Source organism: Marinobacter sp. HL-58 (genome assembly GCF_001314605.1).
GTDB lineage: Bacteria > Pseudomonadota > Gammaproteobacteria > Pseudomonadales > Oleiphilaceae > Marinobacter.
Genome location: NZ_LIHP01000011.1, coordinates 244095 through 260911 on the forward strand (window position 1 = coordinate 244095; position 16817 = coordinate 260911).

Sequence of the window (16817 nt, forward strand, 5' to 3'; positions counted from 1 at the left end):
CTCATGAGGCAATATGTCACAAGCGGCATTAAACTCACTTAATCTTTTGGTATTTTTATCTTATTGTTTTTAAAGGTTTTATTTCATTTTCAGGGCATCATGGAATCCTGGCACGGGGCTTGTAAGGGATACCTTGCACTCAACAGAGGCACTGATCGAAAACAGCCTCGAATGAAGCAAAACTGTAGGAGAGTTTTTATGAACAAGCTTTTGATCTCATTGACTGCATCCATGGCACTTCTGGCCGCTGGCCCGGTACTGGCCCAGGAATCCCAGCAGAACCAGCAAAGTGGCGATGCCATGCAGGGCGAGCAAAGCGCTCCGCAGACTGATTTCAGCGATGGTGAGCTGGAGAGCTTCGTTAATGCACAGAAAGGCATCAACGACATCCGTGACGAGTACATGGAAAAAATAGAGTCTGCTGACGACCAGGCGAAAGCCCAGGAACTGCAGCAGGAAGCCAATGACGAGATGGTCGAGGTTATCCAGGGCGAAGACATGGAGATCGAGACCTATAACAGCATCGCTACTGCATACAACAGCGATCCGGAAACCCGTGAGCGCGTTGATGAAATGATGTAACAGTAACGACTGCGTTACTACAAAAAATCCCGGGGTTATGCTCCGGGATTTTTTTGTGCCATCACGACAATATCGGCATAGTCGTGTATGCGAACCAGAGGTTTTTCGGGATTCTCTGGCCGCAGATCGCGCACCTCATTTACCATCGCCCTGGCCACGGTATCCGCCTCAATGGCACGAAACCTTTCCAGTGGACCGATGAGCGCCCGGTTGATCAGGGGCATGGCTTTCATACCGAGCGCCTCGGCTGTGCGGTGTTCGTTCCTATCACCCAAAAGCAGACTGGGCTGGTAAATGGACAGGTATGGAAAGCCCAACGCTTTGATACCTTCCTCCAGTTCACCTTTAACGCGATTGTAGAAAACTCTGGATGACGGGGAAGCGGCAATGGCCGACATCAGGATAAACCCTTTCACACCCTTCGCCTGCCCTAACCCGGCGGCTTTCATGGCATAGCCATAATCCACCTTGCGAAACACCTCGGCCGAGCCGGCCTTACTGATAGTCGTGCCAAGGCAGCAGATGATGATGTCTACTTCGAACAGACTGGCGTGATCATCCAGGTGGTCAAAGTCGATCTGGTGCTGTTCGAGTTTCGGATGGCTCAGTGACAGTGGCCGACGTACCGGAGTGACCACCAACGACACCTCCTCCCTGGCCAGCAAACCGTCCAGCACCTTTCCCCCGGTCAGGCCTGTCGCACCCAATAACATGATCTTCATAGAATATTCCTCAGCCACGAAACCACCCCGGGATACCCTGATGTATCCAGAACAAACTCCTGCCCACGGGACGCACTCCTGAGATAACAGTGGTCATCATCACGTTGCCAGCGCGAGAGGTTACTGTGGAAACTCAGGGCCGAGTCCGCAGAACCCGGATAGAAACCACCTGGCAGACGCCATTGCGTCGTTAACCTTGCCTCCGGTGCCGTCAGGCGAAGCGAATCCGCCATTGTACTGAATACACCGGCCCCCGGCAGTCCCGTTGACTGTCCCTCGAGATACAGGCGGTCAGAAGCAACATACAGGGTATTGTTACGATCCGGCCGACCGTGAAAATGCGGATGATACCGCGCCCATTGCAAGTCGCCGTCCGCAATCTCATCTATCTGGTGAATGTCGCCGATCTGCAGCCACCCCCAGAGGGCATGAAAGGGCCTGGCCTGCGTGACAAACCGCCAGGCCCTGCCCTGTTTCTCCACCTCCCGGAACAGACCGAAGAAAAGAAACAGATCACCCACACCCACCTGCTGTTTACGGAGGTGGCCCTGGGCCGCACCCGTCTGGCCCAGGCATGGCCGCCAACCGGGGGCACGGGGCAACGCACCGGCAATCAGATCAGGGTCAAGATGGGCCTTGCGTGTGCCTCCTCGCCGGTCACCGGTCAGGCTGGCAACCAGATGGCCCACACTCATACCGTTATACCGGATATCCCGATACGCAATTTTCGAACCCGAGTCCGGAATCGGCAGCGTGTAAAAAGAGCCATCCGGAAATACAGGGCTGGGACAACCGCCTGCAGATGAGTCGAAGCCTTTCCGGCTCAATATCAGTTTCATAAACGTTTTTTTCAGCGCCAGGAAGAAAACGGCAACCATATCACGCCGGGCAAAAGCAGTTTACACTGACTAAAACCGCACACTGGCCCACCTGCTGATCCGACATCGATTGCCCATGACTGATTCTGCCACGTTAAACGCGCTACAGTCCGGCCTCCAGGGCTGGTTTTTTCCTGGTCTGACCGCCCTGATCTCGGTGGTGGTTACCCTGCTGGTCTTCAGGGGTGTGTTAACGGTTATCCAGCGGCTGACCCGCCGGAAAACCGTCCCGCGGCTGTTTCTTGATGCGTCCGCCCCGGCCCTGGGGATTGTTATTGCCCTGCTGGTTCTTAACGGCATCCTTGAAACCGCCTCGCCTGACCTGCCATTCCTGGGCTTCTTCCAGCACGCCGCCACGCTGCTGCTGATTGTGGCTGTTACCTGGGCCCTGGTGCGCTGCACCTCGGCCATCGGCGAGGTGATTGTCTCCCTGAATCCGGTGCTGGAAGGCCAGTGGAAGCGTGCCCGCAAGGTCGAAACGCAAACGCGGTTCCTGGTGCGGGTGCTTAATATCCTTATTATCATCGTTGGTATAGGCGGTGCGCTGGTGACCTTCGAACCGGTTCGTCACCTTGGCAGTGGCCTGCTTGCCTCAGCAGGTATTGGCGGCATCATACTGGGTTTTGCTGCCAAGCCGGTGCTTGGCAACCTGCTTGCAGGCATGCAGATTGCCCTGACCCAGCCTTTCCGTATTGATGACGTTCTCTTCGTACAGGGCGAGTGGTGCTGGGTCGAGGAAGTAACCGCCACCTATGTGGTGCTCAGGGTATGGGACCTGAGGCGGCTGGTTGTGCCCCTGCAATGGTTTATCGAGAACCCGTTCCAGAACTGGACCAGGAACGACACAGAGCTGGCCGGTACTGTATTCATTAACGTGGATTACGGCATGCCCATTGAACCGGTACGCACAGAATTCAACAGAATGCTGCAACAGTCTCCGGAATGGAACGGGAACATCAGCAATGTTCAGGTCACAGAGGCCGGGGAAACAACCATTCAGATCCGCCTGTTCATGAGCGCCATAGATTCATCGGCGCTCTGGAACCTGCGCTGTGCCATTCGCGAAGGCATGATTACCTTCATCCAGCAACATTACCCGGAACATCTGCCCAGGGTCCGTGCCAGGCTGGTTGAAAAGCCGGATCAGTGAACGACAGCTTCGCGGTTACCCGCTGGCTTCTGTTCCAATCTGATCACACCATTCGTTGAAAGATACCGTCTTTGCGCAACAAATGACGCAAAGCTGCCGCGATATGGCCGGCAATCAGCACACTCAGCGTTATGGCAAGCCACCCGTGTATATAAAACAGGCTGGCAGCCAGTTCTTCGTCCTCTGGTACAAAAGGCATGGCAGGCAGTCTGTAATCGCCCGCTATGGCCAGAGCAGGAAACGCGGTCACGCCGGCCCAGCCAAACAACGGCGTTATCACCAGCAGTATATACATCAGGTGATGCACACTCCTGGCCGCTATCTGTAAGGTGCGCGGCATCTCATCCGGGTATGGTGGGCTTTTCACCCGGATTTTCACTGCAATCCTCAGGATCATCAGTAACAGCACCGTGAAGCCGATGGTCTTGTGCACACTGTAAAGTGTGTTCGTCAACGCCCCCCAGATGTCTGCTTCCGCCCGTGACGCCATCCAGAGCCCAACGGGTATCAAGGTCAGAACCATCAGGGCCATTACCCAATGCAGTACCCGCCAGCCTGTGGGGTATTTCTGAATCTGTGGCATACACTGTCCCTCCACTGTGATGTGCCGCAGCTGTAGCGAGGTCAGTCAGACCAGGAGCCGGGCATAAATATCACCCGAAGCAAATCCATCTGCACCCGCCGCAAGCCAATGCCGGAGTGACTCCGGATTCCGCCATGAAACCCAGATAAAGCGGCGTTGCTCACCGGCAATAACATTGAACTCGTATTGGCCGAGCAGATCCAGTTCTTTCAGACATCGCAATGCCCGATCCAGGGTACCGTTTACGAACTCGAAAGACAGTGCCGGCAGCGGCTGGCTCAGCCCCGCCAGCACTTCGGCCTCAAAGCCCTCCACATCAATCTTGCAGAAGCCAGGCCTGCCATACTGCCATATCAGCTCGTCCAGGGTTGTCACCGGAACGGTAACCGAATCTTCCCAGCGCACATGCCGGAAACCGGCCGTTGTTGTACGCAGGTGTTCCCGCCAGCGGCTGTCCAGTGAAGCCACCGCGGGATTGCGCAGGCTCAGGGCCAGCTCGGCATTGCCCGGAGCCCGCCCGACAGCCAGCGACAGGCACACCACCCCCGGTTGATGCCGGGTCAGCCACCGCAGCCAGCACAGCAGCCGGGGTTGGGGCTCCACCGCCACCACCCGGGCCCCCAGCGCGGAAAATGCAGAGCTTCGGTCGCCCAGATGGGCCCCAATGTCGAAGACCAGGTCCCCCGGACCGACGAACTCACTGTAGAGTTGGCGTAAAGCCCTCTGACGACCGGGACGTCGATAGATCACCAGGGACCGTAACAGCCCCAGCCCGTGGTTCAGCTGGTCGATGATCGGACGCAAGACCACCTCCTGTTGCACTCAACCCGGGACTGACATGCTCAGTAATTGTCAGAGTAGTAGAAAAACCGGATCAGTGAACGGCAGCTTCGGTCACCCGGTCCACCAGGTAAACCAGCCCATGGTAGTCAATCCCTCCATGCCGGCTCAGGCCGATCTCACAGGTGCGGCTGGTGGAAATCCCCTCCACGCAGCCATCCACCTGGCGCGGCAGGGTGCGCAGGGCGTGGCTGTTCAGTTCCGGCACATTGAAGCCCTTGTCACCGGCAAAGGCACAGCAGTGAATATCCTCGGGAATCACCACGTTGGTGCTGCAGCGCCGGGCAATATCGATCAGACCCTGTGATTCCCCAAGGTGCTGGGTGCTGCAGGTGACATGGATGGCAATGGCGGTGTCATCAGGCTTGAAAACCAGGCGGTCCACCAGTTTTTCACGGATAAACTTCACCGGGTCGTACAGGTCAAGGCCCAGCTCCCGGGCTGCCTCCTGGATCTGCAGGGTGCAGGGGCTGGTGTCGCAATACACCGGATCCTGGCCGTTACGGGTGGCAGCCATCAGTGCATCCAGGAGTTCTGTTTTCTTGCGCTCAGCCTGTTCAGGGTAGCCTTTGGAGGCAAACGGCTGGCCACAGCAGAGGGCATCCAGGCTTTCGGGGAAAACCACCTGATAGCCACCCTTTTCCAGCAGTTGCCGGGTTTTCTCATGCAGAGGCGTCTGCTCCGAATCGCCGCTGGCCGGCCCCATCACCCGGGATACGCAGGCCTGCAAATACACCACCCTGGGCGCTCCATTATCCGGTGCCACGGCTGACGGCACAAAACGGATGGGCTGCGGCATGGACGGATCCCACTGGGGCAGCCTTTGCCCGGAGAGCTTGCGCATACCAGCGCTCAGCTTCGCCAGTCTGGGCGCCCCCAGCAGCTTCTCGGCGCCGGATGCCATGGAAAGCACGAAGCGGGCGCCACGCAACACAGCCTGGAAATGATCGGCGGCACGGTCGGCGGTGCCACTGTGGCGGGTCTGACCAGCCCTGAGCTTGCGCACCAGGTCACCGGTGTTGATATCCACCGGGCAACGCTGGGCACAGAGGCCTGTCGCAGCACAGGTGTCTATGCCGTGGTACTGGTAGGCAGCCTCCAGCTCCGAGGTATCCTTGCCGGCCCGTTTTTTGGCCTGGATATCACGCCAGATCACGATGCGCTGACGCGGTGACAGGGTCAGCCCTTCCGAGGGACACACGGGTTCACAGAAACCGCACTCGATGCACTTGTCCACCAGCGGATCGGCGGCGGGCAGCGGTTTGAGGTTTTTCAGGTGAATGTCTTTGTCGTGAGAAAGCACCACGTCCGGATTCAGCAGATTATCCGGGTCCAGCAGACCCTTGATCTTCCACATCAACTGCCAGGCATCATGCCCCCATTCCAGTTCCACAAAGGGCGCCATGTTGCGACCGGTGCCATGCTCCGCCTTGAGTGAACCGCCGAATTCAACCGCCACCAGCTGCGAGACGTCTTTCATGAAGGCGTCGTAGCGGGCCACTTCCTCGGGGTCGTCAAAGCCCTGGGGAAACACAAAGTGAAGGTTCCCTTCCAGCGCGTGACCGAAGATGATGGCATTGTCATAGCCATGCTTTACAAACAGGTCCTGAAGCCGCTTCACGCCTTCCGCCAGCTGGTCGAGAGGGAAGGTAACGTCCTCGATAATCACAGTGGTTCCGGTCGGGCGCACCGCACCTACGGCGGGGAACGTGCCCTTGCGGATAGCCCACAGAAGCTCAGACACTTTCGGGTCCGTGGTGAAATCCACTTTCTGTTCCACGGGGAAGTCCGCCAGGGCGGCCTTGATCTGAACCAGCTGCTCCTGCAGCAAATTCTGGTCGGGAGCCCGGGTCTCAATCAACAAGGCGCAGGCATCGTCCGATAATCCGTGTATCCACTCGGGAAGGCCGGGCTTGTCCTGGACCGAGCGCAGGCTGCGACGGTCCAGAAGTTCTACCGCGTCCACCGGCTGGGACCGCAGCAATGCCGCCGCACGGCAACAGCTGTCTGCATTGGTAAACACCAGCAATCCGGTCGCCTTGTTCGGGTAATCCGGCACGGTGTTGTAGGTCACCGAGCTGACAAAACCCAGGGTACCTTCGGAACCCACCATCAGGTGGGTCAGGATATCCATCGGGTCGCTGTAATCCACCAGCGCATTCAGCGACAGGCCGGTGGTGTTTTTCAGCCGGTATTTATGGCGGATGCGATCAGCCAGTTCGGTGTTGGCGCGGGTCTCGGATGCCAGCTGTTCCAGCTTCGCCAGCAGCCCGGCGTGGCTTTCCCGGAACACCTTCACACTGGCATAGTCCTCGGTATCCACCACAGCACCATCCGCCAGCACCATTCGCATACTGGCGAGGGTATGGTAGGTATTCTGGGCGGTACCGCAGCACATGCCACTGGCATTGTTGGCGACAATGCCACCGATCTTGCAGGCATTGATAGATGCGGGGTCAGGGCCGATCTTGTAGCCGTATGGCGCCAGCCAGGCATTGGCCTGGGCACCGATGATCCCCGGCTGCAGGCGGATCTGGCGTCCTTCGTTACGGATCTCATGGTCTTTCCAGTGATCACCCAGCACCAGCAGGATGGAATCGCTGATGGCCTGGCCGGACAGGCTGGTTCCGGCAGCCCGGAACGTCACCGGCGCCGCGAAGCGCCGTGCGATCTTCAGTACTCCGACAACTTCATCCTCGCTTTCCACCTTGACCACGGCCCCCGGGATCAGGCGGTAAAAGCTGGCATCCGTGCCATAGGCCAGGGTCGAGAGCGGGTCGTCATAGACCCGCTCGACCGGAATCAACTCCTTTAATGCCGAGAGAGCCTCGGAGGACAGTTTCATGAGGCTCCCATCAGAGGATCAGTGGCTCCCAGCACATAGGCCGCAATCAATGCAATCAGGCCTGTGAAGAGAATGTAGTACATGGCTGGCCAGATAGTTTTTCGCAGTGTCTGACCTTCCTTGCCCAACAGCCCGACTGTTGCTGAAGCGGCAACCACATTGTGAATCGCCACCATATTACCGGCAGCGGCACCAATGGCCTGGACCGCGACAATCAGCGCCGTTGAAAGTCCCAGCCCTTCAGCCACACCAAACTGGAACTGGCTGAACATCATGTTGGATACGGTGTTTGAACCAGCCAGGAAGGCACCCATGGCACCCACGGCCGGAGCCAGCAACGGATAGATACCGCCAACGCTGTCCGCCACCCAGGTAGCCATGGCAATGGGCATGCTGGGCAGGTCAGACATATTGACGCCGGAGTTGATCAGAATACGGACCATGGGCACGGTGAACAGCAGCACGAACCCGGCGCTGAGAATGACACCGCTGGACTCCTTCACAGCCGCCGTCAGCTCTTTTACCTGCATGCGATGGAGGAAGAAGGTCGCGATGACAATCATCATCAGAATGCCACCCGGTAGGTAAAGGGGCTCAAAACTGGTACTGACACCAGACTCGCCCATGATATCGGTTACGCCAATGGAAACCGACATGAATGCTTCTTTCACCGCCGGCACGGTACGGCTGATAACCAGTACCACACCCACCAGCACATACGGCAGCCAGGCCCGGAAGGAGCTCATGGGCTTCTTGGTCAGCTCATCGAGTTTCATTTCGATGGTACCCAGCCATTCAGAGGGCCATTCGTTACCGGGGGCAAAGTCCCAGTTGTTCTTCGGCAGCAGGAAGCCCTTGCGCGCAGCAGTGGTCACAATGGCAAGGCCAATCAGGCCACCCAGCAACGACGGGAACTCCGGACCAAGCACAACACCGGTGATGGCATAGGGCACCACGAATGCAATACCGGCGAAAATGGCAAATGGCAGAACTTCCAGTCCTTCGCGCCAGCTGCGGTTCTTGCCGAAGAAACGGGTCATCATCATCACCATGAACAGCGGCATTACAACGCCGACAATCGCGTGAATGATCGCTACTTCCGAGGTGATAATCTGCAGGTAGGTGTCCCAGTTGGAGCCCAGCTCTTCCAGCCTTTCCGTGATGCTGGATTTTTCCAGGCCGGTGTTAACACCCACAATGATCGGCGTACCCACAGCACCGAAGGAAACCGGTGTGCTCTGAACCATCATGCCCAGCATCACCGCCGCCATGGCCGGGAAGCCAATGGCAACCAGCAGGGGTGCAGCAATCGCAGCCGGCGTACCGAAGCCCGAAGCCCCCTCAATAAAACAGCCGAACAGCCAGGCAATGATAATGGCCTGGATACGACGGTCCGGGCTTATATTGGCAAATCCTGCCCGTATGGCGGTAATACCCCCCGAGTGCTTCAGCGTGTTCAGCAGCAGGATGGCACCAAAGATAATCCACAGCAGGCCGAAGGTAATACCCAGCCCCTGAAGCGTGGACGCCAGGATGCGATTGAACGACATATCCCAGGCGGTGAGACCAATCAGTGCGGTCACGATAAACACGATGGGCATGGACCGGCTGGCAGGCCAGCGCAGACCAATGAGCAAGATGCCCGCCAACAGAATTGGGGTGAAAGCCAGTAACGCGAGAAGACCGGGTGACATCAGAGGCTCCTGAATTTTATTGTTGATGAATTTGGATAATTGGTAATACCAATTTACAATGTCAGTCAAACACGATAGGGAAATTTTCCGATGACTTCAAAGCATTCAGTATAGACATTAGTCGAGTAACGCAAATCGCGGGTTATCATTCACACCGTTGCTCGGCATAATCAAGAATTGGTAAGACCAGAGGGGAACCCAGGAGCACAATGAACACCGGACGTATCTCACCACGGCGCCTTGCGGATAGCATTGTCGAAGAACTGGAAAAGATGATTCTGGAAGGGACGCTGCAGCCCGGGGAGCGGCTGCCGGCGGAGCGTGCCCTGGCTGAAAAATTCGGTGTGTCGCGCCCGTCATTGCGGGAGGCCGTACATAGACTGGCGACCAAAGGTCTTCTCATCAGCCGCCAGGGCGGCGGGCATTTTGTCTCGGAATCACTGGGGACCAGCTTTACCGACCCCCTGATCACCCTGCTGGAGGGGCATCCGGACGCCCAGAGGGATCTGCTGGAGTACCGTCGCACCCTGGAAGCAGACTGCGCCTATTACGCCGCCCTGCGGGCAACTACCATCGACAAGACCCACCTCAAGGCTGCCTACGAAACCCTGCAGGCCTGCTACGCCTCTGAGAGCGGCGGGCTGAACGAGGAAGGGGCAGCAGACGCCAGGTTCCATCTTGCCATCGCTGAAGCCAGCCACAACGCCATCCTTTTGCATACCATCCGCGGGCTCTTCAGCCTGCTGAAAACCAATGTGGTAGCCAATATCGGCGGCATGTACGCCAGGGAGAAGCAGACGCGCAGCGAGCTGATGGAACAGCATCGCCTGCTCTTTGAAGCCATTATTGAAGGCCGCGCTGAAGACGCAAGGCATTTTGCCGGCCAGCACATCCAGTACGCCCAGCAGGTGCTCTCGGAACAGCTCGAGAACCACAGGCGCCTGGAAAGGTCCCAGCGCCGGATCAGGCCAGACAAAACAGCCACTGACTCAATGACTGCGAGTGAAGCCGGCAAAATGGGCTGACCTGGTGGGGTCTGGGCAGATTCTGTGCCAGCAACCCGCCACCCAACCACGCAAGGAATGCCCATGATGTTCGGAATCGCCTGGTTCGTAATGATGTGGTTCGGGCTCTTCACCATAGCCTTGATTGCCCTGCTGGTGTTTCTGCTGCGCCGGCATGGCCCGAGACGGGAGGAACGCAGGGAGGCCACGCGCCCGCTGAAAAGCGAAGCCCACCGGCAAGTGCTCGAGAAGATTCACGGCATGCACACCGCGACTGAAGGTCTTCGTGGACGCGCTCGCGTAAAAGCGCTGCGGCAGTACATGGACAGCATGAGCGATGGCCTGGATCTGAGTTCGCAAATCCGCTCGTCCGCAAGTGGCGCCCCCAGGGGAGAATGGGTGATAGCACCGGGCGCACAGGCCAATCGCCGGATTCTCTACATTCACGGCGGTTCCTGGATCGCCGGCAGCCCCAGGAGCCATCGGGCCATCACTGACCGCCTGTCGGGGCTGGCCCAAGCCTGCGTCTTTGCTGTTGATTACCGGCTGATGCCGGAAAACCGCTACCTGGACGGCATTAACGACTGCCGACGGGCATACCGCTGGATGCTCGAGAACGGCCCTGACGGAAAGGCACCGGCGGATTTCATTGTGGTTGCCGGGGACTCTGCCGGCGGCAGCCACGCCCTGGGGCTGATTGCCTGGATACGGGACGAGGGTCTGCACAGACCCGATGCGGCCATCGCACTGTCACCCTCTACGGAATTGATGCTTACTTCCCTGGGCAGGCGTGCCAACCTGGCAACGGACCCCATGTTGGGCCCAACGGTTAAAAAGCTGTCGCGTGTTCCCCTGCCGTTACTCTGGTGGGGGACTGTCCTGGGCCTGCGGGTACTCCCCACCAGCCCGATCGCATCCCCCCTGCGCGGAAAGCTGCACAACCTGCCGCCGACACTGATTCAGGTCAGCGAATCAGAGCTGCTGCTGGAGAACGCCCAACGATATGTAAAAAAAGCACAGGCTGCCGGATCGCCAGTGGAGATTGAAACCTGGCCGGACATGGTTCATGTATGGCATCTGTTTACGCCACTGCTACCGGAGGCGGAAGAGGCCTTCGGGCGGATCGGGGCATTTCTCGCCCGGGTGGAGGCAAACGCGGGCCGTTAGTCCCGTTCGGCCCCGCGCAATATGGCGTGCAGCAGTTCCTCAGCGTCGAACTTGGTGAGGGCCTCATCCGCACCCACCTGTTTGGCATAGCTCACGCTCATTTCGCTGTTCAGCGAGGTATGCAGGATAATGTAAGGCTGTTTCAGGGCGCTGCTGTCCCGCACATTGAACGTCAGTTCATAGCCGTCCAGCCCCGGCATTTCAATGTCGCTCACCAGGATATCAATGGGCTTGCCGTCGTTATTGGCATTGATCATCAGATCCAGTGCATCCTGGCCGTTCGTGGTCACGAAATAGGTGACATCCTTGGCGTCCAGCGCATCAGACAGCTGCTTGCGTGCCACCTGGGAATCATCCACCAGCAGGATGTTCAGCCCTTTCAGAGTCTCACGCTGAACATCGGTCAGGACCACTTCAGAGGGGTTGACGGATTCCGGATACACCCGTGCGAGCAACAGCTCCACATCCAGCAACTGGACAATCTGGTCCTCAATATTCACCAGCCCGGTAATAAATGCACGGTCGCCAAGGCTTTTGGGGGGAGGCATCACATCCTTCCAGTCCGTCTCCACGATTTTGCGAACGCTGCGCACCAGAAAGCCAATTTCCTTGCGCTGTATATCGGTCACGATAATGGAGGCTGTCTTGCGCTCTTCTGCGGACAGTGGCTGAGAGCCAACCGCTGCGGCCATGTCGATCACCGGCACCGCCGCGCCACGGAAACTCATGGTGCCCACCACCGCCGAATGGCTGTGGGGCAGCTTGGTTAACGGTACAAACGGCATGATCTCGCGGATTTTCAGGGTGCCCAGCCCGAAGGGCCTGTGACTCGTCAGATAAAACAGCAACAGTTTCTGGGGGTGCTTGGTGCCCTCGGCCATAACCTTGTAACCTGTCCTGAACTTTGAGAAAAGTGTAGCAGGCCGACAATACCATGCCGGCCCAACTGAAATTGTAAGATTTTGCAGCCAGCCGCCCTGCCCGAGATGAACGCCCGATGAAGAACCTGACCTTCTCTTCCCACTACGCCAGGTCCGTCCTTTACGGCCTGGAGAAGGCCGGCGGCTATTCCGATGAACTGTTACGTAATAACGGCATTGACCCGGAATTCATTAGCTCACCACGTGCAAGGGTGCCCACGGAGCAGTTTATACGTCTGTTCCGACTGGTATGGGGCAAACTGGACGACGAATTCATGGGCCGCACGACCCGGCCCTGCCGTGTCGGGCATTTCCATCTTATGGGGTCGCTGGTGGTGCACAGTGCCAACCTGGAAGAAGTCATTCACCAGAGTATCCGCTGTTACCGGCTGTTCTCGGATGACATTGTGATCGAGCTGGACACCAGCGGCGAAGAGGTGGAGCTGAGTGTCACCCACCGCCATCCGGAGCTGGACCCGGACAACTTTCTGGTGGAGTGGCTGTTACTGGTATGGCACAGACTGGTGGGCTGGCTGATCGGGCGCAAGATTGTACTCAGCCACGCCACCTTCCAGCATGGGCTGCCAGGGTATTTCGATGAGTATCGCTTTGTATTCCCCTGCCAGTGTTACTTCAACCAGTCCCGCAACAGCCTGTTCTTCAGCCGCAACTATCTGGACATGCCGGTCACCCGGACGCCGGAAGAGCTGGACGAGTTTATCGAGAAGTCTCCCCGTAACCTGCTGATCTGGACCGATGACGACGACAGTTTCACCACCCGGGTGCGGCAGATTCTGGAGAGCGTGGATGACGAACGGCTGCCGACCCTGGAACAGGTGGCGGACCAGCTGCATATGACGGCTTATACCCTGTCACGGAAGCTGAAGGCGGAAGGCAGTTCCTATCAGAAGATCAAGGATAACCTGCGGCGGGATCAGGCAGTGATCATGCTGACCCGGCAGAACCTGACGGTGGCGGAGATCTCATCCCAGCTGGGATTTGCCGAGCCCGGTGCCTTTTCCCGTGCTTTCAAGCACTGGACCGGGCTCAGCCCACTGGCCTACCGCAAGCAGGACCAGTAGTTACACCTTTTACAGCAGTTCGATGGCTACCGCTGTTCCTTCCCCGCCACCGATGCACAGGGACGCCACACCGCGTTTGAGGCCACGCTGTTTCAGGGCGTTGATCAGGGTGATCATGATCCGCGACCCTGAAGAGCCGATGGGGTGGCCCAGGGCGCAGGCGCCGCCATGGACGTTGACCTTGTTGGCATCCAGGCCCAGCTCGTTGATGGCGGCCAGGGTGACCACGGCAAAGGCTTCGTTGATTTCGAACAGGTCCACGTCGTCACGGCTCCAGCCGGCCTTTTTCAGTACCTTTTCGATGGCACCGATGGGCGCGAGGGTAAACTCGGCCGGCAGGCGGGCGTGGGTGGCGTGGGCGATGATGCGGGCCTGGGGTGTGAGGCCGCGTTTTTCTGCTTCTTCGCGGCTGGCCAGTACCATGGCGGAGGCGCCGTCGCTGATGGAGCTGGAGTTGGCGGCGGTGACGGTGCCGTCTTTGGCGAAGGCCGGTTTGAGCTGGGGGATCTTTTCCGGTTTGGCTTTGCCGGGCTGTTCGTCGGTGTCTACCACGGTGTCGCCGCCGCGGCCGGAGACGGTCACGGGGGTGATTTCGTCGGCGAAGCCGCCGTTCCTGATGGCCGCCAGTGAGCGTTCGAGGGAGGCGATGGCGAAGTTGTCCATGGCTTCGCGGCTGATATCGTATTTGTCCGCGGTGCGCTGGGCGAATACGCCCATGAGGCCGCCTTCGTAGGCGTCTTCAAGGCCGTCGAGGAACATGGAGTCCATGACCTGGCCGTGGCCCATGCGGTAGCCGGCGCGGGCTTTGGGCAGCAGGTAGGGGGCCTGGCTCATGTTTTCCATGCCGCCAGCGATCATGATGTTGTTGGTGCCGGCTTTGATCTGGTCGTGGGCCATGATGACGGCCTGCATGCCGGAGCCGCACATTTTGTTGATGGTGGTGCAGCCGCTGGAATCGGGGATGCCGGAGGCGCGGGAGGCCTGGCGTGCGGGCGCCTGGCCCAGGCCGCCGGGCAGTACGCAGCCCATGATGACTTCCTGGATGTCTGCTGGCTGGAGGCCGCTTCTTTCGATGGCTGCCTTGATGGAGATGGCGCCCAGGTCCGGGGAACGTACGGAGCTGAGGTCGCCCATCATTCCGCCCATGGGGGTTCTGGCGGAGCCTGCTATTACTACTTCTGTGTTGCTCATGGTTTTAGTCCTCTTGATTCGGGGGCGGGCCGAGTGGCGATCATCCCATCCGGGACACGCCGTGAATACGTCCCTGTAGGCTCGTAAAAAACATCCATGTTTTTTACGGTCCCGGATGGGATGATCGCCACTCAGCCTCCAACTTGTGAGTTATCTTCCGACCTGTTTTGGCTTTTCGATTTACGCCTTTCCCAGAACAGACCTGGCAATGATTTCTTTCATAACCTCAGACGTACCGCCGTAGATTCTTTGTACCCTTGCGTCGATAAACGCTCTCGAAATCGGGTACTCGCTGGTGTAACCGTAGCCTCCGAACAACTGCAGGCAACCATCAGCAACCCGGCACTGCATTTCCGTAGCGCTGTATTTCGCCATGGAAGCCGTGGGGGCGTCGAGTTCGCCTTTTTCGTACAGGTCGATACATTCGTCCACGAAGGCGCGGTTCACGCGGCAGTCGGTTTCCATGCGGGCGATTTCGAAGCGGGTATTTTGCAGTTGGGCCAGTTTCTGGCCGAACAGTTCCCGTTCCTGGGAATAGGCGATGGTCAGGTCCAGGGCGCCGCGGGCGGCGGCGACGCCGAGGGCGCCGATGACCAGGCGTTCCCGGGGGAGTTCACGCATCAGGTACATGAAGCCCTGGCCTTCCTCGCCCAGCAGTGCCGAGGCGGGGATGCGCATGTCGGAGAAGAAGAGTTCCGAGGTGTCGCCGGAGTGCTGGCCGATTTTGTCGAGGTTGCGGCCTTTACTGTAGCCCGGCAGCGAGGTGTCTACCAGGAACAGGCTGATGCCACGGGCGCCCGCCTTGGGGTCGGTTTTGGCGGCGACGATGACCATGTCGGCGTGTTGGCCGTTGGTGATGAAGGTCTTGGAGCCGTTGAGGATGTAGTCGTCGCCGTCTTTCACGGCGCTGGTGCGGATGGCCTGGAGGTCGCTGCCGGCGCCGGGTTCGGTCATGGCGATGGCGCCGACGGCTTCGCCGGAGACCATTTTCGGCAGCCAGTGTTGGCGCTGTTCCTCGTTGCCGATGTGGCTGAGGTAGGGGGCGACGATGTCGGAGTGCACCATGACGTTGGTGGACAGGGCGCCGAAGCCCATGCGGGCCATTTCTTCGCCGACGATGACGGAGTACTGGAAGGGCGCGCCGCAGCCGCCCCAGTCTTCGGGGACGTCCACGCACAGCATGCCGGCGTTGCCCAGGGTGTTCCACAGTTCCCGGGGTACGATGCCGGATTTTTCCCAGGCTTCGTAGTGGGGCGTTACCTCGGCCTCCAGGGCCTTGATGACGGTCTCCCGGAACATCTCGAGTTCTTCTTTATCAACAACGCTGGTCATGGTGGTCTCCTGCAATTATTTGGGCGCCATGCGCAGAGCGCTGTCGAGGCGGATGACTTCGCCGTTGAGCACCGGGTTGCGCACCATCTGGTCCACCAGCATGCCGAATTCTTCCGGCTTGCCCAGGCGCTTGGGGAACGGCAGTGTGGCGGCCAGACTGTCCTGCACTTCCTGGGGCATGCCGGCCATCATCGGGGTCATGAAAATGCCCGGGGCGATGGTGTTCACGCGGATGCCTTCCCGCGCCAGTTCCCGTGCGGACTGCAATGTCATGGCGACAACACCGCCCTTGGAGGCGCTGTAGGCGGCCTGGCCGATCTGGCCTTCGAAGGCGGCCACGGAGGCGGTGGATATAATCACGCCCCGCTCGCCATCGGCATTGGGCTCGCGCTGGGCCATGTCGGCGGCGGCCAGGCGCATGATGTTGAAGGTGCCTATCAGGTTGACCTGGATAACCTTGCTGAAGTTCTCCAGGGGCATGGGGCCTTCCTTGCCGAGGATTTTGGCGGCGGGGGCGATGCCCGCGCAGTTGACGGCGATGCCGCACAGGCCGTGGGCGTCGCGGGCGGCCCTGACAGCAGCCTCTGCGCTTTCGGCGGAGGACACGTCGCATTCGATGAACACACCGCCAATATCCTTCGCTACGGCTTCGCCCTTCTCTTTCGACAGGTCGAAAATAGCAACCTTACAGCCAGCGGCGGCCAGTGCACGGGCTGCGCCTTCGCCAAGGCCGGATGCGCCACCGGTGACAATTGAGGGGACTCCCTGAAATTCCATATTGTGCTCCTGATATCAGCATCACCGGCAAAGCCCAGGAGCCCGCCGGT

General features: G+C 58.9%; 15 protein-coding genes. 5 read left to right on the forward strand and 10 right to left on the reverse strand.

From position 1 onward, the window contains the following. Positions 1-198: 198 nt before the first annotated feature. Positions 199-582 (forward strand): DUF4168 domain-containing protein, encoded by a 384-nt coding sequence (locus HLUCCO03_RS10250; RefSeq protein WP_027830652.1) that lies wholly within the window; start codon positions 199-201, stop codon positions 580-582. A gap of 35 nt (positions 583-617) precedes the next feature. Here HLUCCO03_RS10250 and HLUCCO03_RS10255 read toward each other — a convergent pair whose 3' ends face one another. Next, on the reverse strand, positions 618-1304 hold the full coding sequence (locus HLUCCO03_RS10255; RefSeq protein WP_027830651.1) for an NAD(P)H-binding protein: 687 nt from the start codon (positions 1302-1304) through the stop codon (positions 618-620). Further along, a complete protein-coding gene (locus HLUCCO03_RS10260; protein ID WP_367142349.1) occupies positions 1301-2182 on the reverse strand; it encodes a hypothetical protein in 882 nt (293 codons plus the stop codon). The genes HLUCCO03_RS10255 and HLUCCO03_RS10260 overlap by 4 nt, the downstream gene beginning before the upstream one ends. A 76-nt stretch (positions 2183-2258) precedes the next feature. On the opposite strand from HLUCCO03_RS10260, the gene HLUCCO03_RS10265 reads away from it, so the two are divergent. After that, positions 2259-3332: a mechanosensitive ion channel domain-containing protein gene (locus tag HLUCCO03_RS10265; RefSeq protein ID WP_027830649.1), complete on the forward strand. Its 1074-nt coding sequence runs from the start codon at positions 2259-2261 to the stop codon at positions 3330-3332. Positions 3333-3375: 43 nt separating this feature from the next. Here the strand turns inward: HLUCCO03_RS10265 and HLUCCO03_RS10270 are convergent, their stop codons facing one another. The 4 genes from HLUCCO03_RS10270 to HLUCCO03_RS10285 all read right to left on the reverse strand — a co-directional run bounded on the left by HLUCCO03_RS10270 (position 3376) and on the right by HLUCCO03_RS10285 (position 9294). Further along, complete coding sequence (locus HLUCCO03_RS10270; protein ID WP_027830648.1) at positions 3376-3915, reverse strand: cytochrome b; 540 nt, start codon at positions 3913-3915, stop codon at positions 3376-3378. Positions 3916-3960: 45 nt separating this feature from the next. Then, positions 3961-4719 (reverse strand): FkbM family methyltransferase, encoded by a 759-nt coding sequence (locus HLUCCO03_RS10275; RefSeq protein ID WP_027830647.1) that lies wholly within the window; start codon positions 4717-4719, stop codon positions 3961-3963. A 70-nt stretch (positions 4720-4789) separates the two neighbouring features. Next, positions 4790-7600 (reverse strand): FAD-binding and (Fe-S)-binding domain-containing protein, encoded by a 2811-nt coding sequence (locus tag HLUCCO03_RS10280; protein ID WP_027830646.1) that lies wholly within the window; start codon positions 7598-7600, stop codon positions 4790-4792. Then, positions 7597-9294, reverse strand: a complete 1698-nt coding sequence (locus HLUCCO03_RS10285; protein WP_027830645.1) for an L-lactate permease — start codon at positions 9292-9294, stop codon at positions 7597-7599. Before HLUCCO03_RS10285 ends, HLUCCO03_RS10280 begins: the two co-directional genes overlap by 4 nt. A gap of 209 nt (positions 9295-9503) precedes the next feature. On the opposite strand from HLUCCO03_RS10285, the gene HLUCCO03_RS10290 reads away from it, so the two are divergent. Together HLUCCO03_RS10290 and HLUCCO03_RS10295 are read left to right on the forward strand one after the other, a co-directional pair. Next, complete coding sequence (locus HLUCCO03_RS10290; RefSeq protein WP_051603751.1) at positions 9504-10319, forward strand: GntR family transcriptional regulator; 816 nt, start codon at positions 9504-9506, stop codon at positions 10317-10319. A 63-nt stretch (positions 10320-10382) separates the two neighbouring features. Next, a complete protein-coding gene (locus HLUCCO03_RS10295) occupies positions 10383-11465 on the forward strand; it encodes an alpha/beta hydrolase (RefSeq protein ID WP_027830644.1) in 1083 nt (360 codons plus the stop codon). Here the strand turns inward: HLUCCO03_RS10295 and HLUCCO03_RS10300 are convergent. Then, entirely contained in the window at positions 11462-12346 is an 885-nt protein-coding gene (locus HLUCCO03_RS10300; RefSeq protein WP_027830643.1) for a chemotaxis protein, read from the reverse strand. The two genes, HLUCCO03_RS10295 and HLUCCO03_RS10300, sit on opposite strands and share 4 nt — an antisense overlap. Before the next feature lie 116 nt (positions 12347-12462). Between HLUCCO03_RS10300 and HLUCCO03_RS10305 the strand changes: the two genes are divergently transcribed. Beyond that, entirely contained in the window at positions 12463-13467 is a 1005-nt protein-coding gene (locus HLUCCO03_RS10305) for an AraC family transcriptional regulator (protein ID WP_027830642.1), read from the forward strand. A gap of 9 nt (positions 13468-13476) precedes the next feature. Here HLUCCO03_RS10305 and HLUCCO03_RS10310 read toward each other — a convergent pair whose 3' ends face one another. The 3 genes from HLUCCO03_RS10310 to HLUCCO03_RS10320 form a co-directional block, all read right to left on the reverse strand. Then, on the reverse strand, positions 13477-14658 hold the full coding sequence (locus tag HLUCCO03_RS10310) for an acetyl-CoA C-acyltransferase (protein ID WP_027830641.1): 1182 nt from the start codon (positions 14656-14658) through the stop codon (positions 13477-13479). Positions 14659-14838: 180 nt separating this feature from the next. Next, positions 14839-15990 (reverse strand): acyl-CoA dehydrogenase family protein, encoded by a 1152-nt coding sequence (locus tag HLUCCO03_RS10315; protein ID WP_027830640.1) that lies wholly within the window; start codon positions 15988-15990, stop codon positions 14839-14841. A gap of 15 nt (positions 15991-16005) precedes the next feature. Further along, positions 16006-16767, reverse strand: coding sequence for an SDR family NAD(P)-dependent oxidoreductase (locus tag HLUCCO03_RS10320; RefSeq protein ID WP_027830639.1), 762 nt, complete (start codon positions 16765-16767; stop codon positions 16006-16008). Positions 16768-16817 lie beyond the last annotated feature (50 nt).